The following is a 20,664-nucleotide window of genomic DNA, read 5'->3' on the forward strand; positions in this document are numbered from 1 at the left end:
AGGTTATTCATGGCTTTACTCAAAGATATCATCCAATGGTGTGATCAAACCTTAAAATCGCATGAATTTAAAGATTACGCGCCCAATGGATTACAAATCGAAGGACGATCTGAAGTAAAAAAAATCCTGTGTGCAGTCACGGCGTCACAGGATGCAATTGATGCAGCAATTGCACAACAAGCAGACCTTCTCTTGGTTCATCATGGCTACTTCTGGAAAGGCGAACCCTATCCAATCACAGGCATGCGTGGCAAACGAATCAAAGCATTAATCCAAAATGATATTTCACTTGTTGGATACCACCTCCCCTTAGATTCGCATCCAACACTAGGGAATAATGCAATGATTGCCAAAATCCTTGGACTGGAAAATATTGAAGCTTTAGACCCAAGCGAACGCAATCCGATTGGTAATATCGGTTATTTAAAAGCTCCAATCTCACCAGAAGATTTTAAACACCTTCTTACTGAAAAATTAGGCTTCAATACCATACATTTAACCGCAGAAAAAACGCTGATCCAAAAAGTTGGATTTTGTACAGGCGGAGCACAGGATTTTATAGGCAAAGCGGCAGCAATGAATTGTGATGCCTATATTTCAGGTGAAGTGAGTGAGCGTACTTTTTATGAAGCAAAAGAATTAGATGTGCATTACTATGCATGTGGTCATCATGCAACTGAACGATATGGTGTTCAACAACTTGGTCAAGCGATCGCTGAACAATTCAAGATTGATTATCGCTATTTCGAACTCAACAATCCAATTTAAGTGTTATCCTAAAAATGTAGCTCATTTGTAGACAAATATTGGCTTTTCTATTAGACATTTTTTACATTTTCTTTATACGTATTAAATCGAAATAAATTGTGTATTGTTATTTAACATCTTGCACAATTGTTGAAAGAATCCATTACAATAAAGCCACTTAATGTTAAAACCCAGCTAAATGCAAGGAATTTAAAACATGACAACCATTACTTTACCTGCTTTACCATACGGCTACGAAGATCTTGCGCCGCACATCAGTAAAGAAACTTTAGAATATCATCATGACAAGCACCACAATACCTATGTTGTAAACTTAAACAACTTAATCAAGGGTACTGATCTTGAAGGTAAAACTTTAGAAGAGATCATTGTGGCTGTAGCTGGCGATGCATCTAAAGCAGGTGTATTCAATAACGCTGCACAAGTTTGGAACCACACATTCTACTGGAACTGTATGGCTAAAAACGGTGGCGGTAAAGCTACTGGCGCTTTAGCTGCTAAAATTGATGAAGCTTTCGGTTCTTACGAAAAATTCGCTGAAGAATTCGCTGCTGCTGCAACAACTCAATTCGGTTCAGGTTGGGCTTGGTTAGTTGCTGATAAAGTGAATGGCGAGCTTTCTATTCTTAAAACTTCAAATGCAGATACTCCACTTGCACATGGCAAAGTAGCGGTACTTACAATTGACGTTTGGGAGCATGCATATTACATCGACTTCCGTAATGCTCGTCCTAAATACATTTCGACTTTCTTAGAAAGCCTTGTAAACTGGGACTATGCAAACGCGAAATATGCGGGCCAAGAAGCTGGTGTTGAAAAATAAGATCTAAGCATTTTATTTTTGGATAAAGGCCATTCTTTTTAGAATGGCCTTTTTATGTGATTCATTTTTTTCAATTCTAATATGATCAATCCTAGTTACACTGTAAAAGCAGATCCAATAAAAATCTTTTATAGTTATGCCATGCTTAGCGCCATTCAGATCCCCTGTTATCTCTATATTACCAATTCGGACGATATCAGCTTCACTTTCATTTTGGTGGTCCTGTTTTGGCTGTTTATCGTGTTGTTTGAACTTATTTCATTGTCTTTGCTGATCAAACATGGACGACCACAGATACGTTTTCATTCCGAGTTTTGTCAAATTCAAATGCATGCAATAAAAATCACCTTCGATTATGCACAAATTTCCGCTTTCAGCATGCGTAAAATACAGCAAGAACATAGAGGCTTTTCTTTTGGTATGTGTTACGAACTTGACTTAATGTTTATTGATCAAATTATGCAACAACATTTTTTGTGGAAAAAAGCCTATAGGGCTAAAAAGATAGTGATTTCATCAAACTTGCGTTTTAAAAATATTCAAATCTTAGAAATCGCGATTATTTTTAGCGCTTTAGTCCGAATGAAACCATCACAACGAATACAAACCCTTCTCCAACTGCAACAAAATTTAATCACTTATGATCATTTAATCTCGAATAAAGAACTAGAAAACTTTAAAAATAATCAATATATATACAAACTCTTTAAATTCGGACAATAAAAAAACATTTAAGCCTTTTTTCTTATCATTTCACTTGACCACTTTGGCTTTCATCCATAAAATGCGCATCAGATTCTCCAATAGCTCAGTCGGTAGAGCGACGGACTGTTAATCCGCAGGTCCCTGGTTCGAGCCCAGGTTGGAGAGCCATCTATTCTTCCATAGCTCAGTCGGTAGAGCGACGGACTGTTAATCCGCAGGTCCCTGGTTCGAGCCCAGGTGGAAGAGCCAAATTCTAAAAAGCCCACTCATCATGCAGTGGGCTTTTTTATATCTTTATTTTCTATAAAGAAAAGATGTAGGGTCAAATCATTTAATTATTCATATAAGTCATTGATTATAAATAAAGCTTATGTTTTTGTATCAAATTTTAGAAAATGTTAGTTATCAATTCATTTTTGTACTTTTGAATCCTAGATGGTTATCCTACCGCGGGGCGACAGGGATGTCGCCGTTGGGCGGAGGTACAGGACGTCCCCCTCGCCCATGAGCAAAAACAAAGCACTGCTTTGTTAGCAGCGCAAGGTTTGGCATCGCCTACGCAAAGGAATTTAAACTTTGAATGTAAGATGTGGTGTTGCAAGCTTTTTATAATTAACAATTTATTTTTTCCATAAAATTGATTTAATTAAAAATATTAATAGAAATTATATTCTTGAGTCTGAGTTTTTTTGACAGGTTGACTATAATTGATTTCACTCTCAATTTCAGAACGCTTAAAACAACTTTAATTTTTATTCAGATTTACTTTTATTCAGAATGATCAAATATTTAGCAAATAATGCTTTTTTATGATGGATTTAACAATTTTTCCTTGACCCATTCCCATTTCATCCCTAAAATGCGTTCCAGATTCTCCAATAGCTCAGTCGGTAGAGCGACGGACTGTTAATCCGCAGGTCCCTGGTTCGAGCCCAGGTTGGAGAGCCAGATTTTAAAAACCCACTCATGATTGAGTGGGTTTTTTCTTGTCTATATGATACCGATCGCTTATGTCTCTCGATTTACATCAAATTTTATTTTTATTGATTGGCAGTATCGCAACCATTGCTTTATTGCTTGCCTGCTTTGGTCAGTATTTATTTCGAAATAAACATTATTATGCAAAACGTGTGATCACCCCTTTTGAACAGAAAATGTTTTTCCGTTTAAATGAAGCCTTTCCACAACATCATGTACTTGCGCAAGTCGCGTTTAGCGCATTAATTGATTGCAATCAATTTAAATTGCGTTCCAAATTCAATCGTAAAGTGACCGATTTTGTTTTACTCGATAAACAGCTTGAAGTAATTGCTATTATTGAACTCGATGATCCCAGTCACCTTGGCAAAGAGCATATCGATGCACAACGTGACGAGATGTTAGAGCAAGCAGGTTATCAGGTATATCGCTATACAGATATTCCCAGTTGTCGTGATTTAAGAAAAGATATTGCTAATTAAACATGATCAGCCAAGCATTTTTAAAGCTTATACCCTTCAGCCATGTCTTATAAAATAATCGATGCAATACATAAGTAAACGATAACACCTGTTGCATCACAAATCGAAGTGACTAAAGGTGCCGAAGCACTTGCTGGATCCAGCTTTAAACGATTTAATATAAATGGCAGACTCATCCCTATTAAGCAGCCCATCAATACTATACCCATCATACTTAAAGCTAAAACCAAGGCGACCATTGCATCCCCTCTAAAGTAGCCAAGAATGGACACAGCAATTGCCATTGTTCCGCCCAAGCATAAACCGACCAAGCTTTCACGCCCAATCAGGTACATCCAATCTTTTAAATGTACATCACCCGTTGCCAATGCCCGCACCATTAACGTGGCCGACTGTGAACCGGCATTCCCACCACTCCCGACCAAAAGCGGCAAAAAGAATACCAGCACAATATTTTTTGCAATAATATCTTCAAAATGGGCAATCCCAAATCCAGACAATAAGCTGCCAAAAACTAAAATCACCAACCAAAATACCCGTTTCTTATATAGGTAATGAATCGGCGCTGTCTTAATACTCATTTTAGGAGAAGATGAGACTGCACTGGATTTTAAAAAATCTTCAGTGGCTTCTTCGGTGACAACATCCATCGCATCATCATAAGTGACAATACCTAAGAGACGCTGTTGCTCATCAACGATAGGCAGCGCAATAAAGTCATAATAATGCAACTTCTCTGCAATACTTTCTTGGTCTTCATTAACATCCCCTACAATCAAATCCGTACTCATAACTTCAGCAATGGTTTGTTCAGGCTCAGCAAGAATAATTTCACGTAAGGACACAACCCCAAGTAACGTACCTTGAGGATTGATCACATAAATCAAATAGACTGTTTCACGATTTGTAGCAATTGCTCTGATCTGCTTGATGGCTTGCATCATGTTCAAATCAGGTGACAATGTCACATAATCTGAACTCATGATTGCACCAGCAGACTCTTCTGGATATCTGGCTAAATGTTGGATCTGCAGTTGTATTTCAGTGCTTAAATCAGCATAAACAGCTTGCTGTAATGCATAAGGCAAATACTTAAATAAATCTGTACGATCGTCCGAGTGCATCTCAGAAATGATATTGACCAGTATTTGTTTTGGTAAATGCTCAGAAATTTTAAGTTGTTGTTCGAGTGATAAAAACTCAAGAATGTACGCAGCATTGGGCAAATACTCCACCAATGTCAGCTGTTCATTTAAAGATAAGTCTGCCAAAATTTTTGCGATATCAGCGTCATTGATTTGTTCAAATTGTTTTTCGATGATATCAAATTGATGGTTTTGAATGGCTTTTTCTATTTCTGAAACGAGTGCCAAAGAAAATTGCATAGGATGATCCAAATTCCATCAAACTTTTGCCACATGTTGGACTGCAATCCCACGAAAATAAAGATGTTTTTTGTTGTGAAACATGTTTTAACGGTTCTGTATGATTTTAAGCTTGATCAATCCTCATCTAAGAACATTGATCAAGCTAAGGCCATCAATCGACACCATTACTCAGAGGGTGCTTTTGATTTAAAAATTGAGCGAACCAACACATACATAAATGGGATAAACAGTAAAACCAAAACTGTTCCAAAGATCACCCCACCTAACACACTTACACCAATTTCTTGACGGCTGGCAGCACCTGCACCAAATGCAACAACCAATGGAATAATCCCCGCACCAAAGGCTAATGATGTCATTAGAATTGGACGTAACCGCAGCCCTGCACCTTCTAATGCAGCTGCAATAGCTGTTTTACCTTTTTCCTGAGACAGAGCAGCAAACTCAACAATCAAAATCGCATTTTTACAAGACAAACCAATCGTGGTCAACAATGCAATTTGAAAATAAATGTCGTTTGGAAAACCTATCAATTTACTGAAAATAATATTGCCTCCAATCCCCAAAGGAATTGCCGCAATCACAGCAGTTGGAATCGACCAACTTTCATATAAAGCTGCTAGACAAAGAAAAATAAAGCCGATTGAAATCAAATAGAGTAACCATGCTTGGCTACTGGATTTTTGTTCTTCAAATGACAAGCCACTCCACGCAACATCTATTCCCTCTTGTTGACTAATCAAGGTCTGAATATCTTTCATGGCTTGACCTGAACTAGTATGCGCCGCAGCATTGGCTTCCATTTGCAAGGCGGTATAACCTTGGAAACGATTCACTACATCTGGCCCACCTTCCCAGCGCGTTGTTGCGAAATTGCTAAATGGCACCATCTGGTTCTGTGCATTACGCACCGTCCATACCTGTAGGTCTTCTGGCTTGGAACGAAATTCTGCATCGCCTTGCATCATTACTCGTTTAATTCGCCCACGATCAATAAAGTCATTTACATAAGAACCACCCCATGCTGCTGACAAGGTGTTGTTAATCGCGGTTTGACTCAGTCCATTTGCCAATGCCAATTTTTGATTAACATCAACTTTTAACTTAGATTTATCGGGATTGGACTTTTTATCCAGATTCTCAAAGGATCGGAACTGTTTGGCTTGCGCCTGCAATGTATTGAATTGTTGGTCTAAATATTTTCGACCTTGACCATTAATATCCTGAATCCAGAATTCTAAGCTATCACTATCTCCCAAACCATTTACAGAAGCAGGCAAACTCACTGTAATCCGAGCATTGCGATCTTGACTAAAATATTTTGTTGCACGTTCACGAATTGCTTGCGCAGAATTTTGTGTACCTGACCGATCATCCCAATGCTTTAAGGCTACAAAGCCTGTTCCTAAATTTTGTCCTGTACCTGAAAAATTACGCCCATAACGAATCAATACAATATCTACATTTTGTTTTTCATTTTCAAGGAAATATCTTCGAATATTTTCTCCAACCACCTGACTACTTGACATCGGTGCACCATCGGCTAAACGGAACTGTACACTCAACATACCCTGATCTTCACTTGGAATAAAACTAGTAGGTAAAGTCCGATAAATCAGTGTAAACACAGCAATCAAAGCCACAAAAATCGTCAAAACCACCCATTTCAAATTTAAGGTCTTTTGAATCAGTCGAATATAACGTTGTCTTAGATTTTCAAGTTTGCGATTAAACCAAGTGGCCCAACGCATGGGTTTGGGGTTCGGTTTTAAAATAATGGCACACAGTGCAGGGGTTAATATCAATGCAACCAACAGTGACAAGGCCATTGCCGCCACTAAGGTAATGGAGAATTGACGATAAATCACACCTGTTGAACCCGTAAAGAATGCCATCGGGATAAATACAGCCGTCAAGACCACTGTAATTCCAATCAAAGCCCCTGTCATTTCCTGCATAGACTCGATAGATGCCTGTTTTGCAGTTAGACCCTGCTCATGCATCAAACGCTCGACATTTTCCACCACAACAATCGCATCATCGACCAACAGACCAATTGCCAACACTAAGGCAAATAAAGTCAATGTGTTAATACTCATACCGAGCACATTGAGTACCGCAAAAGTACCTAAAATTACAATCGGAACAGTAATAGTAGGAACCAACGTTGCACGCCAGCTTTGTAGGAAAATAAACATGACCAGAACCACCAATACGATGGCTTCTAATAATGTTTTTACCACCTCTTTAATGGATTCTTGCACAAACGGCGTATTATCACGTGGATAAACAATCTTATAACCTTGTGGTAGTTTTTCAGAAATCTTTGCCAACTCGGCTTTGATTAATGCCGATGTTGCTAGTGCATTTGCACCTGAGGATAAAGAAATCCCCATACCTGATGAAGGATAACCATTGATGGTATTAAAAGATTGGTAGTTTTCTGCGCCCAATTCAATACGCGCCACATCTTTTAAATAGATATAGCCTCCATCGGTATTGGATTTGACTATAATATTCTTAAATTCGTCCACAGTTCTTAAACGTGAACCAGCAGTGACTTTTGCATTTAAATATTGGTCAGCAGTTACTGGTAAATCGCCTACACCACCAGCGGCAACCTGTGTATTCTGTGCCTCAATTGCTGTCCGAATATCACTGGGCATCAATTGATATTGTCGAAGCAAATTCGGATTGAGCCAAATTCGCATGGCATATTGTGAGCCAAATACATCAACTTCACCAATCCCTTCAATCCGTGATAATTCTTGTTCTATATGATCAGATAAATAGTCACCTAACTCGATATTGTTACTTTTACCCGTTTCATCATATAAACCCACCACCATAAATGTATCGCCAAGTGATTTATTTACCGTTACACCTTGACGCTGTACATCGTCAGGTAAACGGTTAAGTACGCCATTAATGCTATTTTGTACTTGTACTTGTGCGGTATCTGGGTCAGTTCCATTTTCAAAACTGATACTAATTCTAGCACGACCTGATGAGTCACTACTCGAACTAAAGTACAGTAGATGGTCGATCCCTTTAATTTGTTGTTCTAAAACCTGTGTAACACTCTCTTCAACCGTTTCAGCATCTGCGCCTGTATATGTTGTCGAAACAGTAATTCGTGGTGGAGCAATATCAGGGTATCGCTCTATAGGTAAATTTAAGACTGAAAATACGCCTAAAGCCATAACAATAATTGCGAGTACACAGGCAAAAATAGGACGTTGAATAAAAAATTTAGAGAGCATCAGAGTAGGTTCTGTGTCAAAGGATTGAGGTTAAAGCTGTTCGAACAATTAAATCTGCTTTATATGGATATTCTGTGACTTGAACTAAAAACTCAAGGAAAAATAACAGAAAAGCGAATGATAAGTTTAAATATGAAGAAACTGTGAAGAATTCATTTCTTCGGATCATAAATCTACAAAAAAGATTTCATCATCTTGTATCTTGATGTCATCACAGTGTCAATTTAACCACATACACTACGCTCAGTTTACTTATAAGAATTTGAGAGAAATATGATTAAAAATACTGGGTTATTGGTAAGTATCATGGCCTTATTAACTGCTTGTAATGATGACGATAAAAATATAGATAACGTCACGCCCGAATACAAGGAACCAAAAATTATTATCGTTGGTCACCGAGGAGCCAGTGCTTTACGTCCTGAACATACCCTTGAAAGTTATCAAAAAGCCATTGATGATGGTGCTGATTTTATTGAACCAGATTTAGTATCGACTAAAGATGGGGTTTTGGTTGCACGTCATGAAAATGAAATTGGCGGTACAACCAATGTCAGTACATTCAGCCAATTTGCAGATCGTAAGAAAACAAAAATCATCGATGGGACATCGTTAACGGGATGGTTTACTGAAGACTTTACTTTAAATGAATTGAATCAACTTAAAGCACGTGAGCGTATCCCAGCGTTACGCCCGAACAATACCCAATACAATGACCAATTTAATATTCCCACCCTTGAGCAGATCATTGAACTGGCTGAAAAGAATTATAAAATAACTGGTAAGGTGGTTGGGCTCTATATTGAAACCAAGCACCCAACATATTTTCAAAAACTAAATTTAGCCATGGAAGATCCATTGCTTAAAACTTTGGCAAAGTACCAATATAGCCGTGAAATTGCACCGATTTATCTACAGTCATTTGAAGTAAATAATTTAAAGTACTTTAAAGACCAATTGACAGCCCATAAAAGCTTAAAGCATGCCAAAATTATTCAGCTTTATGATGATAAGAAAATCAGTCCAGCAGATTATGTCGTACAAGGGATTAAAACCACCTATGGTGATATGGCCACAGCACAAGGTTTAAAAGAAGTTGCCAAATATGCTGATGGTGTTGGTCCATGGAAACCGTATATTTTTAATGATAGCTATACTGCACCTTCTTCTTTTGTTACAGATGCTCATGCTGTGAACTTAAAAGTCCATCCATATACTTTCCGTCCTGAAAATAATTTCCTTGCCAACAATTTAAAATGTAGTACTGGTGAAGCAGATGCAGCCAAGCGTTGTGAAGCTGGCGCGAATAAAGAATATGAGATGTATTTTAAAGCTGGTGTGGACGGTGTATTTACCGATGATCCTGCGCTGGGTCGTAAAGCTTTGGATGCGTACTTAAAAACCAATCCAAATGCAAAGTAACATCTGATTTATTCAAAAAATTAAGCAAACGATTCAAATGTTTGCTTAATTTTTTCTAAACTTAGTGCTTTTTGTTTAAAATTAATCCCCATTTAAGTTTAAAATAATACACTTTTTAAAAATTTAGCTGCTTTGATGTATGAGTGATTATTCTCCATTTAAGGGTACGACGGGTTTCAAACGCATTCTCAATGCAACTGGCTATTCTTTAGCAGGATTTAAAGCTGCATATCAAAATGAAGCTGCTTTCCGTCAGATTGTTTGGATTAATATTGTTTTAATTCCGATTACATTCTTCGTTGATGTCTCTTCTGTTGAACAAGCAGTGATGATTGCTGTGTGCTTATTGGCAATCATTGTAGAACTGTTTAATTCAGCATTAGAAGCTGTCGTTGATCGAGTTTCTTTAGAACGCCATCCACTGTCTAAAAATGCCAAAGATATGGGAAGTGCTGCGCAGTTTGTAGCTCAAGCAATTATTTTCTTTACTTGGGTGATTATTCTTTTTAGATAAATTATTGTTTTTAAATCAGTTAGAGAGAACATTAACATTCCACCGAGCGTAAAATGTCAATTTATAAAAGCCTAATTTCTCTTTGCTGTGTTAATCAAGTCAAAGTACTGTGATATTTTTAACTTGACGAAATTCCTTATCTCTTAAAATTATTTCTATAAATAATTCATTAAAGTGAAGGTTTTGGAATTGGTGTTTTCTTGTCTATTTTATCAGGCCGATTGAGATTCATTGAACAATTGGTAAATCCCCATTTGGTCACTTTACCGCGTTCTAGCATAAATTTTTCAACACAAGAACCCCTATCATCATTATAAGAAATAATTTTAGCGCCGCTCGGAACTGTATAACTTCTAGATGGTGGTCCCCATTTTTTCTTCTGTCTCGCCTACCGAAGACTGCATTAAATCATTTCTAGTTTCAAGTCGTTGCCCCATCATACTTAAACATCCAGTTAACACCAGGCTAATTACAATAATGAAAATTAATCTTTTCATTTTACTCCCCCCTCACAATTTTCGTATTGTATTTATATTTACCGAATAGTAGAAAAGGATAATAATAAATCTACAAAAAACAAGAATAAAGTAACTTGCATAAAAAATCCCCGCATAAAAGCGGGGATTTTTTATGATCTGAGATTGAAACGATATTACATCATACCGCCCATACCACCCATGCCACCCATATCAGGCATAGCAGGTTTGTCTTCTGGGATATCAGTAATCATACATTCAGTTGTTAACATCAAACCAGCAACAGATGCAGCGTGCTCAAGTGCAGAACGCGTTACTTTAGCAGGGTCAAGGATACCCATTTCTAACATATCACCATATTGTGAAGTTGCAGCGTTGTAACCAAAGTTACCTTCACCGCTTTTCACTGCATTGATCACAACAGATGGCTCATCGCCAGCGTTAGACACGATTTGACGAAGTGGCGCTTCAATCGCACGACGAAGGATGTTCACACCTACAGTTTGGTCATCATTTGCACCAACAAGACCGTCAAGTACTTTAGCTGCACGTACCAACGCAACACCACCACCTGCAACAACACCTTCTTCAACCGCAGCACGCGTTGCATGAAGCGCATCATCTACACGGTCTTTCTTCTCTTTCATTTCAACTTCAGTTGCAGCACCAATTTTGATTACAGCAACACCGCCAGCGAGTTTAGCTACGCGCTCTTGAAGTTTTTCTTTATCGTATTCAGATGTTGATTCTTCGATTTGAGCACGAATTTGAGTTACACGTTCAGCAATTTGATTTGCATCACCAGCACCATCAACAATCACAGTATTTTCTTTAGAAATCGTGATTTTATGTGCAGTACCTAAATCTTGAAGCGTTGCTTGTTCTAAAGACATACCCACTTCTTCAGAAATCACAGTAGCACCTGTCAAGATCGCGATATCTTGAAGCATTGCTTTACGACGATCACCAAAACCAGGCGCTTTAACCGCACATACTTTGATGATACCGCGCATGTTGTTTACAACCAGTGTTGCAAGTGCTTCACCCTCAACATCTTCAGCGATGATGAGTAATGGTTTACCTGTTTTTGCAACAGCTTCTAAAACTGTAATCAATTCACGGATATTACCAATTTTCTTATCAACAAGAAGAATGAATGGATTTTCAAGTTCAGCAGTCAAAGTATCTTGTTTGTTTGCAAAGTACGGGCTGATATAACCACGGTCAAACTGCATACCTTCTACAACATCAAGCGCATCTTCAAAGCCTGAACCTTCTTCAACAGTAATCACGCCTTCTTTACCAACGCGTTCCATTGCTTGCGCAATCAACTTACCTACAGTTTCATCAGAGTTTGCCGAAATCGAACCGACTTGTTCAATTGCTTTGGTATCAGAAGCTGGTTTAGCAGTTGCTTTGATATTTTCAACAACAGCTCTAACCGCAAGGTCGATACCACGTTTCAAATCCATTGGGTTCATACCCGCAGTTACAGATTTGATCCCTTCATTTAAGATCGCTTGAGCAAGTACAGTTGCAGTTGTTGTACCATCACCTGCGATATCATTGGTTTTTGAAGAAACTTCACGAACCAATTGCGCGCCCATATTTTCGAATTTATCTTTTAAAGAAATTTCTTTAGCAACAGTTACACCATCTTTAGTGATGTGTGGTGCACCGAAAGAACGATCAATAACAACGTTACGCCCTTTAGGACCTAAAGTTACTTTTACTGCATCTGCAAGTACGTTTACACCGGCGATCATTTTTGAACGCGCTGAATCACCAAATTTTACGTCTTTAGCTGACATACTAAACTCCAGATATCTTTATAAATTTTAAATTTTGACCAATATGTTTTGGATGAAAACTCATTTGAACGGCAGAAGATTAACCTTCCAATACCGCTAAAATATCAGACTCTTTCATCACAAGAAGTTCTTCACCATCAACTTTAACTTTAGTACCTGCGTAAGCACCAAATAATACGTTATCGCCCACTTTCACGTCTAAAGCGCGTACGCCATTATCAGTGATTTTGCCATTACCTACAGCAAGGATTTCACCTTGAGCAGGTTGTTCAGCTGCTGAAGTACTTAAAATTAAACCACCTGCTGTTTTAGTTTCTTTTTCAACACGGCGAATAACAACGTTGTCATGTAAAGGACGAATCTTGCTCATTTCTAACTCCATAGACATTTTAAATGTCATTGATTACTCAGCGAAGATGACTTCTTATTCCTAGGTCATCGACAAAATATTTGTATGTCACATTTGTGGGGATGGAAATAAACGCTTCAAGGGGAAAATGAAAAAAAATTTATTTAATTTGTACGTTTTTTCTTCTTTTGTATCAAATCAGCTCTGATTCAGAATTTTTCAGCTCATTTTTCGCAATAAAATCTTGTAATTGCTCATCAAAAAAATAATGCTCAAACTCACCATTTTGATGAATCACATTAAAACTGTTTGGCATATTTTTATGTAAGCGTCGAGAAACTGCTGTACCCGCATGAACTTCATAAACCGGTTGCTTTAAATTTAGCGCAAAGGCTTGATTCAAATCATAGACCGCAACTAAATGTAAATGACCATGTAATAAAGCATACAGTTGATGTTGTCCCCATTCTTTAATGGCAAACTGCCCTAAAGCAGGACAATCTTTTAAGTGATGATCTTCATTTGAAGTATAAAAAGGTTGGTGACTAACAATTATTTTTAATTTATTTTTCGGTGCATTGACCAACAACTGATTTACATTTTGAATTTGCTCAAATGAGATATGCCCGCGTGTATGATAACGCCGACGAATACTGTTCATGCCAATTAAATAAAAATGCTCTGTAAATAAAGTGCGTTCTAAACTACCAAAGAACAGTTGATATAAGCCAAATGGTCTAAAGGCACGATTCCAGACATGATATAAAGGAATATCATGATTGCCAGGCACCACAAAATAAGGGATTTTTAGCGATTCTAAAAACTGTTTACATGCATAGAACTCTTTAAATTTAGCACGTTGAGTTAAATCACCGCTCACCACAACCACTTCTGGTTTATGCACAGCACAAAACTTTTGAATCGCTCGTATACACTCTGGACGCTCAGTACCAAAATGTAGATCAGACAGATGCAATAACATGCGGCACCATAATTTTTAAAGCATTTTTTTCTACGTGTAAGGTTAATGGGGTCGTCATTGAAACAATTTCTCCATCGACAGCAACGGTCAGTTTAGGCTTTTTTGAATAAACAATGACTTTTTGTGCACCAAAACTATACACATCGGAAGCGTTTTCCAATTTTCCACGAATGGTTTGAAACAAGGTTTTAAATAAAGTGGCTTTATCTCCTTTGGCGATCACCACACCGGCAATCTCACCCACCTCTGCACATTTTGAAATTTTTAAATTCAATTCTTTTAATTGCAGTTGATTATTACCAAAAAAAATCAGTGGTGTTTTTACAGGATACTTTTGTCCATCTACTTCGATCTCTAATTTGAGTTCTTTACGGTCACGGATCAGTACATCCAAACCAGAGGTGTAAGCATTTAAAGGAAAGCGTCCAAACTTACGATTATATTCTTCACGTTTTTTAATAAATAAAGGATATAAACCTAAACTGGCATTATTTAGATAAATTTGATCGTTGATACAGGCCACATGTGATGCACGCGGCTCCCCTGTGGCGATCACATTTGCTGCCTCCAAAATATTCAGGGGAATATGTAGAACACGCGCCACATAATTAAAAGTACCCAAAGGTAGTATTCCCATAGGAATTTTTTGATTTAACATTTGCGAGGCGACTGCATTCAACGTACCATCACCACCTGCAGCGACAATGACACCGCAATCTGAGTACTGTGCATGACGTTGAATGATTTTTTGCATCAGGGTTTTTATATCAGGCTCTGAACTGATATCAAAAACTTGAATTTCAAAACCATGTGAAGTCCAGATGGTCATGAGTTTTTCATAAATATCATCTTTCTGATTGGCATGAAAACCTGACTTTTCATTGTAAATCATTGAAAGAGGCTTGAGTTCTGTGTCCATAAGCTTGATTATTTTGAAGTATTTGCACTAATTTCGTCGATTTTCTAAACAAATAAAAGCACCTTTATGTAAAATTCGAATTATGTCCATTTATTAAATCAATAATTAATTTAGTAAATCTTATAATTTCAACTTATTGTAAACTATTATTATTTACAATTAAAATACCCTACATTCCGTTTTAAAATACTAATAAAAATCAAACAATAATCAATGTTAGACAATAAAAATCAAACACTTAGTAAAAACTCAAGCATTGGTATCTTTTAAGCCTTTAGTCTTATTTTTTTTATGAATATATGTTTTAATACCACCACTTTTTTTCATACTTAAATTTGAATGTAGTATCCCTTCATTCAGATTATTATTTGTACACAAAATTGTACATATTTTAGATAGGCCTCACCATGACCCAAGTGAACGCACCAGAATTCGTTCGTCATCCCAAGCTCATTGCATGGGTTGAAGAAATTGCTAAATTAACTAAACCTGCAAAAATTGAATGGTGTGACGGAAGCGAAGAAGAGAATCAACGTTACATCGACTTGATGATCGCTAACGGCACTATGCAAGCGTTGAACCAAGAAAAACATCCTGGTTCTTATTTAGCGAATTCTGATCCGTCTGACGTAGCGCGTGTTGAAGGTCGTACATACATCTGCTCTGAAAAACAAGAAGATGCTGGTGCGACAAACAACTGGGAAGCTCCTGCTGAGATGCGTACTCGCCTTAACAGTTTGTTTGATGGTGCAATGCAAGGACGTACAATGTACGTGGTTCCATTCTCTATGGGGCCATTAGGTTCTCACATTGCTCACATCGGTATCGAAATTACAGATTCTCCTTATGTTGCTGTAAGTATGCGTAAAATGGCTCGTATGGGTAAAGCTGTTTATGATGTACTGGGTACAGATGGCGATTATGTTCCTTGCGTACATACTGTTGGCGCTCCGTTGGCTGAAGGTCAAAAAGATGTTGCATGGCCTTGTAACCCTGAAAAATATATCGTGCATTATCCAGAAACTCGTGAGATCTGGTCTTACGGTTCAGGATACGGCGGTAACGCATTATTGGGTAAAAAATGCCTTGCTTTACGTATTGCTTCATCTATGGGTCGTCAACAAGGCTGGTTAGCTGAACACATGTTGATCCTTGGTGTGACCAATCCACAAGGTGAGAAACATTACATTGCAGCGGCATTCCCATCTGCATGTGGTAAAACCAACTTCGCGATGTTGATTCCACCAGCGGGTTATGAAGGTTGGAAAATTGAAACTGTAGGTGACGATATTGCTTGGATCAAGCCAGGTGAAGATGGTCGCTTATATGCAATCAACCCTGAAGCTGGTTTCTTTGGTGTAGCACCTGGTACAAACATCAAAACAAATCCAAACTGCATGGCGACACTTCACAAAGATGTCATCTATACAAACGTTGCTGTAACAAATGACGGTGACGTATGGTGGGAAGGTCTAACGAAAGAAGCGCCTGCTAATTTAACCAACTGGAAAGGCCAACCACATGTTGCTGGTGAAAAAGCAGCGCATCCAAATGCTCGCTTCACAGTTGCAGCGGGTCAATGCCCTTCTATTGATGCTGACTGGGAAAATCCAGCTGGCGTACCAATTTCTGCATTCATCTTCGGTGGTCGTCGCGCAGATACAGTACCTTTAATCTCAGAAGCTTTTGACTGGGTTGATGGTGTTTATAAAGCAGCAACAATGGGTTCTGAAACAACTGCAGCTGCAGTAGGTCAACAAGGTGTTGTACGCCGTGACCCATTTGCCATGCTTCCATTTGCTGGCTACAACATGGCTGACTATTTCTCTCATTGGTTAGAAATGGGCGAAGAAGTTGGTGCTAAAGCAAAAGCTGCGGGCAATAAACTTCCAGGTATTTATAACGTAAACTGGTTCCGTCGTGATGCTGAAGGTAACTTTGTTTGGCCTGGTTTTGGTCAAAACATGCGTGTGCTTGAGTGGATCATTGACCGTTGTGAAGGTCGTGCTGAAGCAGTAGAAACACCAATTGGTTTTGTTCCAACCTATGAGCAATTGAACTGGACAGGTTCTGACTTCACTAAAGACCAATTTAATCTTGTGACTTCTCAAGACAAAGATCAGTGGATCAAAGAAATTGAAAGCCACACTGAGTTATTTGATAAACTTGGTGAACGTTTACCAGCTGCACTTAAAACTCGTCAAAATGAGCTTTTAGAAGCTGTTAAGAAATCTGCTTAGTCCTCTGATTAATTGATACAAAAAGACCGCCATATAGCGGTCTTTTTGTTATTAAAGTGATTCTTTTCACTTTATTGTTTAGATATTCATTACAATTATGTAATAAAAATATAAATGATTACTATTTCCATATACAAAATTCATATTTTCTCTATAATTCAAACATTCATTATTTTATTGATTTTTTTTAATCATGATTGAAAATATTATTTATTCGGCAAAAGTGATTAGAGCCAAATTTGTCTCAGATAGACGCTATCTCACCAAAAGATTTATTGCTAAATTGGGTTATACCCCGAACTTTGATCAGCCTAAAAGTTTCAATGAAAAAGTCACCGCCAGAATGATCTATGAAAGAGTACCCTTACATACAAAATTAGCGGATAAATTTGCAGTACGAGAAATCATTTCAGATAAAATTTGTTGTTCCCATTTCGTTCCACTGATTGGCGTATATAAATGCTTTGAGGAAATTGACTTTAATCAACTTCCCAACAAGTTTGTTTTAAAATGCAATCATGACAGTGGCAGTGCGATTGTCTGTAACGATAAAGCGCAATTTGATATCAAAAAAGCGCAGCACAAACTCAATCACCACCTTAAACAAAATATGTATTTTAGAAAACGAGAATGGCATTACAAAGATATTGTTCCTTTAATTTTGGCCGAACAACATATTGATTTATTTACTGATCAAAACAATAAGTTCACCATTACAACATGTCGTGTTCATTGTTTTGAAGGTCAGCCTCGATATCTCGAAGTCGATGTACAAGATAGCAAAGGTATAGATTATTCAAATATGTATGACACATCTTGGATTCTGCAACCCTTTACCGTTGATCTAAAAAACAATACGCCAAGCTGTTTAGCACGACCGCAAAAATTAAATAAAATGCTTCAATTGTCAGAAGATCTTTGTTTTAAATATGGTTATAGCCGAATTGATTTCTTATTATCTCAAGACGATGTTTTCTTCAGTGAGATTACCTTAACCCCCAATGCAGGTCGTATGGTCATCACCCCAAGTGAGTGGGATGAAAAATTAGGCGCTTTATGGCTAACTGACTAAACCGAGCAAAAAGGCCGACGAGTTCGGTCTTTTTTATGATTTAATCTAATCATTCAATGATCTAAAAATAAGCGTAATGACACCTATTAAAAACATCACCACAGCTCAACCTTATCTAACATTGTTACCTGACCATGAAGTCGTCTTCGCCCCTTCAAGTCTATTTCTAGCACAGCATTTACTTCCGCTTATTTCAATTGATTTATCCGCAATAAATACTGCATGGCAAGGAAAAATTCATTTGCTGAATGCTATTGAACCTTATGAAGGCTATATTGGAAGTGATACCACAGAATTTTCAGATACTTTTGCCAATGAAAAATGGTTCATTATGCAATTAAATCAACAAAATCAATATGAATGGTTAGCAAACAAAAGATATTTTGCTTTAGAAAATCCTGATTGCGAGGCTGATCTAAAAACCCATCACAAAGAAATGCATGAAGATTACTTGCAGCTTAAACAGCGCTTTGCCGAAACTGGAAAAATCATTTCAACATCCCGCATTGAATATCAAAATAATTCTCCAACAACCTTGCTTGACCAATTAGGCGGCGAATGTGGCGGTGGAAACTGGACTTATCCGATTGATCAACATTTTGATTTACGCTACATCAACGCAGACCGTGATGATCAAGAAGTTCATATTTCTGACCGCGATGGCAATCGTTATTATTTTATTGCAGCTGTTGCAGGTTGGGAATATTGTTCACATGGTGCAGATTCGATTTTATTGTATTACCAACCTGAAACCCGACGCGTTTTATATACCTTTGATTGGTCATAACACATCCTCAGCAAAGCAATATATTTCCATTTTTGCTTAGGCAACATTTCTCTGTACGCGGCGTTCATGCAATTCAAGCAAATATTCATCCAGTACTTGAATTTCAGTTTCTGTAAATTTTAAATATAACTTGGTACGGCGCTTTAAAATATCCTGACTGGTGATCGCCCACTCATGATCAACCAAATAATCAACCTCTTGGGCATATAAACCATGTCCAAAATCTTGACCAAGTTCATGAACAGATGTCGAATGATTTAAAAATTTCCATGTATAGGTTCCATAGGCATGTGCCCAGCGGCTTGAAGTTTCATGATCAAGCCCTTTGATTTTATTTTGAATTTCTAAAACCAACCCATCAACAGAAATTAAATTCTCAGCACCTGGCAACAAGGATTTTCCAGTCCAAGGTTTTCCAGCTTTAGGGAAAAACTTCTGCAAATGCTCCATTGCAGATTCAGCCAAGCGTCTATAGGTGGTTAACTTCCCACCAAACACAGAAAGTAATGGTGCATCATTTTCATGATCTTGCGATAAAGCCAAAGTGTAATCACGGGTAATTGCTGCTGGATTATCAGACTCATCATCACACAACGGGCGTACCCCTGAGAATGTCTGAATAATATCGGCTTGAGTTAGTTGCACTTTAAAATGATCATTGGATACATCAAGCAGATAATCAATCTCTTGCTGACTAATTTCAACATTATTCGGATCTGCTAAATATTCACGGTCAGTTGTGCCAATCATGGTGTATTGATTGAGATAAGGAATTGCAAACACGATACGTTGATCATCATTTTGCATAATAAAGGCTTTATCACCGTCATAGATTTTCGGCACAATAATATGACTGCCTTGAATTAAACGAATCCCATATTGTGATTTTAACTGAAGCTCTTGCTTAATGAATTGTGCAACCCAAGGTCCTGCAGCATTGACCAAAGCCTTCGCTTGTATGTGATAAATACCCTGTTCATTTTCAAACTGAATAGTCCACAAGCCATGTTCTCGTTGTGCTGAAATACAGCGTGTTTGGGTCACCACAGTGGCATTTTTCTCACGTGCTTGCATCGCATTTAAAATCACTAAGCGTGAATCATCTACAGCACAATCTGAGTATTCAAAACCCCGTTTGAACGCTGTTTTTAGTGGGCTGGTATTAGGGTCAAACTCAACCAAATGTGAACCTGCAAGCTTCTCTCTTTTACCCAAATGATCATATAAAAACAGACCCGTACGAATCAGCCAAGCAGGACGTAAATGAGGCTGATGTGGCATGATAAAACGCATAGGGCGAATGATATGTGGTGCCTTTGCTAGTAAGACTTCTCGCTCCGCTAAAGCCTCTCGGACTAAACGAAATTCTTTATGTTCCAAATAACGCAGACCACCATGAATCAACTTGCTGCTTGCAGACGAAGTATGGCTGGCTAAATCATCTTTTTCACACAAGAACACAGATAAACCACGCCCAGCAGCATCATTGGCAATACCAACACCATTTATTCCACCACCAATTACAGCAATATCATAGTAAGCTTGTTGCTCATTGATTTGTGTCATAAACGCCACCACCTTTGATCATTTGCATATATTCACAATCATTTTTGAAAATATATTTTCATTTGTTTTCATTTAAGAAAATAATAGATAGTTTTTTAATCAATGTCTATCAAAAAATG

General features: G+C 37.8%; 17 protein-coding genes and 3 tRNA genes. 12 read left to right on the forward strand and 8 right to left on the reverse strand.

The window, feature by feature from the left end:
- The first annotated feature begins 9 nt into the window (after positions 1-9).
- From AC2G3J_RS14785 to AC2G3J_RS14815, 7 genes are all read left to right on the forward strand, one after another.
- The gene (locus AC2G3J_RS14785) at positions 10-768 is read left to right on the forward strand and encodes a Nif3-like dinuclear metal center hexameric protein (protein WP_336952705.1); all 759 of its coding nucleotides are present in this window, start codon (positions 10-12) and stop codon (positions 766-768) included.
- A gap of 196 nt (positions 769-964) precedes the next feature.
- Entirely contained in the window at positions 965-1,591 is a 627-nt protein-coding gene (locus tag AC2G3J_RS14790) for a superoxide dismutase SodB (RefSeq protein WP_336952707.1), read from the forward strand.
- Between the two features lie 327 nt (positions 1,592-1,918).
- Positions 1,919-2,314 (forward strand): hypothetical protein, encoded by a 396-nt coding sequence (locus AC2G3J_RS14795; RefSeq protein WP_483770214.1) that lies wholly within the window; start codon positions 1,919-1,921, stop codon positions 2,312-2,314.
- Positions 2,315-2,388: 74 nt separating this feature from the next.
- A tRNA-Asn gene (locus tag AC2G3J_RS14800) sits at positions 2,389-2,464 on the forward strand.
- A gap of 5 nt (positions 2,465-2,469) precedes the next feature.
- Positions 2,470-2,545: transfer RNA gene (locus AC2G3J_RS14805), tRNA-Asn, on the forward strand.
- Positions 2,546-3,168: 623 nt separating this feature from the next.
- Positions 3,169-3,244, forward strand: a tRNA-Asn gene (locus AC2G3J_RS14810).
- A 62-nt stretch (positions 3,245-3,306) separates the two neighbouring features.
- The gene (locus tag AC2G3J_RS14815) at positions 3,307-3,756 is read left to right on the forward strand and encodes a DUF2726 domain-containing protein (RefSeq protein ID WP_336952711.1); all 450 of its coding nucleotides are present in this window, start codon (positions 3,307-3,309) and stop codon (positions 3,754-3,756) included.
- 47 nt (positions 3,757-3,803) lie between these two features.
- On the opposite strand, the gene mgtE is transcribed toward AC2G3J_RS14815, so the two are convergent.
- Positions 3,804-5,141, reverse strand: coding sequence for a magnesium transporter (mgtE, locus tag AC2G3J_RS14820; RefSeq protein ID WP_419819531.1), 1,338 nt, complete (start codon positions 5,139-5,141; stop codon positions 3,804-3,806).
- A gap of 167 nt (positions 5,142-5,308) precedes the next feature.
- Positions 5,309-8,407 (reverse strand): multidrug efflux RND transporter permease subunit, encoded by a 3,099-nt coding sequence (locus AC2G3J_RS14825; protein WP_419819532.1) that lies wholly within the window; start codon positions 8,405-8,407, stop codon positions 5,309-5,311.
- Between the two features lie 273 nt (positions 8,408-8,680).
- Here AC2G3J_RS14825 and AC2G3J_RS14830 point away from each other — a divergent pair, with 273 nt between their 5' ends.
- Together AC2G3J_RS14830 and AC2G3J_RS14835 are read left to right on the forward strand one after the other, a co-directional pair.
- Positions 8,681-9,829 (forward strand): glycerophosphodiester phosphodiesterase, encoded by a 1,149-nt coding sequence (locus AC2G3J_RS14830; RefSeq protein WP_419327628.1) that lies wholly within the window; start codon positions 8,681-8,683, stop codon positions 9,827-9,829.
- A gap of 139 nt (positions 9,830-9,968) precedes the next feature.
- A complete protein-coding gene (locus AC2G3J_RS14835; protein ID WP_004819673.1) occupies positions 9,969-10,343 on the forward strand; it encodes a diacylglycerol kinase in 375 nt (124 codons plus the stop codon).
- A gap of 353 nt (positions 10,344-10,696) precedes the next feature.
- Here the strand turns inward: AC2G3J_RS14835 and AC2G3J_RS14840 are convergent, their stop codons facing one another.
- From AC2G3J_RS14840 to AC2G3J_RS14860, 5 genes are all read right to left on the reverse strand, one after another.
- A complete protein-coding gene (locus AC2G3J_RS14840) occupies positions 10,697-10,840 on the reverse strand; it encodes a lipoprotein (protein WP_419359894.1) in 144 nt (47 codons plus the stop codon).
- A gap of 155 nt (positions 10,841-10,995) precedes the next feature.
- Positions 10,996-12,630, reverse strand: coding sequence for a chaperonin GroEL (groL, locus tag AC2G3J_RS14845; RefSeq protein WP_004819670.1), 1,635 nt, complete (start codon positions 12,628-12,630; stop codon positions 10,996-10,998).
- Between the two features lie 79 nt (positions 12,631-12,709).
- On the reverse strand, positions 12,710-13,000 hold the full coding sequence (locus AC2G3J_RS14850; RefSeq protein WP_004722444.1) for a co-chaperone GroES: 291 nt from the start codon (positions 12,998-13,000) through the stop codon (positions 12,710-12,712).
- A gap of 172 nt (positions 13,001-13,172) precedes the next feature.
- Complete coding sequence (locus AC2G3J_RS14855) at positions 13,173-13,961, reverse strand: metallophosphoesterase family protein (protein WP_336952719.1); 789 nt, start codon at positions 13,959-13,961, stop codon at positions 13,173-13,175.
- Positions 13,942-14,880 (reverse strand): diacylglycerol/lipid kinase family protein, encoded by a 939-nt coding sequence (locus AC2G3J_RS14860; RefSeq protein ID WP_336952720.1) that lies wholly within the window; start codon positions 14,878-14,880, stop codon positions 13,942-13,944. Before AC2G3J_RS14860 ends, AC2G3J_RS14855 begins: the two co-directional genes overlap by 20 nt.
- Positions 14,881-15,287: 407 nt before the next feature.
- Between AC2G3J_RS14860 and AC2G3J_RS14865 the strand changes: the two genes are divergently transcribed.
- The 3 genes from AC2G3J_RS14865 to AC2G3J_RS14875 all read left to right on the forward strand — a co-directional run bounded on the left by AC2G3J_RS14865 (position 15,288) and on the right by AC2G3J_RS14875 (position 18,979).
- Complete coding sequence (locus AC2G3J_RS14865) at positions 15,288-17,120, forward strand: phosphoenolpyruvate carboxykinase (GTP) (RefSeq protein ID WP_483770215.1); 1,833 nt, start codon at positions 15,288-15,290, stop codon at positions 17,118-17,120.
- A gap of 193 nt (positions 17,121-17,313) precedes the next feature.
- The gene (locus tag AC2G3J_RS14870; RefSeq protein ID WP_336952724.1) at positions 17,314-18,192 is read left to right on the forward strand and encodes an ATP-grasp fold amidoligase family protein; all 879 of its coding nucleotides are present in this window, start codon (positions 17,314-17,316) and stop codon (positions 18,190-18,192) included.
- Positions 18,193-18,268: 76 nt separating this feature from the next.
- Positions 18,269-18,979, forward strand: coding sequence for a hypothetical protein (locus AC2G3J_RS14875; RefSeq protein ID WP_483770216.1), 711 nt, complete (start codon positions 18,269-18,271; stop codon positions 18,977-18,979).
- 36 nt (positions 18,980-19,015) lie between these two features.
- Here AC2G3J_RS14875 and glpD read toward each other — a convergent pair whose 3' ends face one another.
- Complete coding sequence (gene glpD / locus AC2G3J_RS14880; protein ID WP_483770217.1) at positions 19,016-20,545, reverse strand: glycerol-3-phosphate dehydrogenase; 1,530 nt, start codon at positions 20,543-20,545, stop codon at positions 19,016-19,018.
- Positions 20,546-20,664: the final 119 nt, after the last annotated feature.

The sequence above is a fragment of the Acinetobacter legionensis genome, assembly GCF_057165765.1.

Bases quoted from the DNA above. Each gene is read 5' to 3' on its own strand.
- AC2G3J_RS14795 (WP_483770214.1), top strand. From the start codon at position 1,919: ATGCATGCAATAAAAATCACCTTCGATTATGCACAAATTTCCGCTTTC.
- AC2G3J_RS14825 (WP_419819532.1), bottom strand. From the start codon at position 8,407: ATGCTCTCTAAATTTTTTATTCAACGTCCTATTTTTGCCTGTGTACTC.
- AC2G3J_RS14870 (WP_336952724.1), top strand. From the start codon at position 17,314: ATGATTGAAAATATTATTTATTCGGCAAAAGTGATTAGAGCCAAATTT.
- AC2G3J_RS14830 (WP_419327628.1), top strand. From the start codon at position 8,681: ATGATTAAAAATACTGGGTTATTGGTAAGTATCATGGCCTTATTAACT.
- AC2G3J_RS14850 (WP_004722444.1), bottom strand. From the start codon at position 13,000: ATGAGCAAGATTCGTCCTTTACATGACAACGTTGTTATTCGCCGTGTT.
- AC2G3J_RS14855 (WP_336952719.1), bottom strand. From the start codon at position 13,961: ATGTTATTGCATCTGTCTGATCTACATTTTGGTACTGAGCGTCCAGAG.
- AC2G3J_RS14785 (WP_336952705.1), top strand. From the start codon at position 10: ATGGCTTTACTCAAAGATATCATCCAATGGTGTGATCAAACCTTAAAA.
- AC2G3J_RS14815 (WP_336952711.1), top strand. From the start codon at position 3,307: ATGTCTCTCGATTTACATCAAATTTTATTTTTATTGATTGGCAGTATC.
- mgtE (WP_419819531.1), bottom strand. From the start codon at position 5,141: ATGCAATTTTCTTTGGCACTCGTTTCAGAAATAGAAAAAGCCATTCAA.
- AC2G3J_RS14790 (WP_336952707.1), top strand. From the start codon at position 965: ATGACAACCATTACTTTACCTGCTTTACCATACGGCTACGAAGATCTT.
- AC2G3J_RS14875 (WP_483770216.1), top strand. From the start codon at position 18,269: ATGACACCTATTAAAAACATCACCACAGCTCAACCTTATCTAACATTG.
- AC2G3J_RS14860 (WP_336952720.1), bottom strand. From the start codon at position 14,880: ATGGACACAGAACTCAAGCCTCTTTCAATGATTTACAATGAAAAGTCA.
- AC2G3J_RS14840 (WP_419359894.1), bottom strand. From the start codon at position 10,840: ATGAAAAGATTAATTTTCATTATTGTAATTAGCCTGGTGTTAACTGGA.
- AC2G3J_RS14835 (WP_004819673.1), top strand. From the start codon at position 9,969: ATGAGTGATTATTCTCCATTTAAGGGTACGACGGGTTTCAAACGCATT.
- glpD (WP_483770217.1), bottom strand. From the start codon at position 20,545: ATGACACAAATCAATGAGCAACAAGCTTACTATGATATTGCTGTAATT.
- AC2G3J_RS14865 (WP_483770215.1), top strand. From the start codon at position 15,288: ATGACCCAAGTGAACGCACCAGAATTCGTTCGTCATCCCAAGCTCATT.
- groL (WP_004819670.1), bottom strand. From the start codon at position 12,630: ATGTCAGCTAAAGACGTAAAATTTGGTGATTCAGCGCGTTCAAAAATG.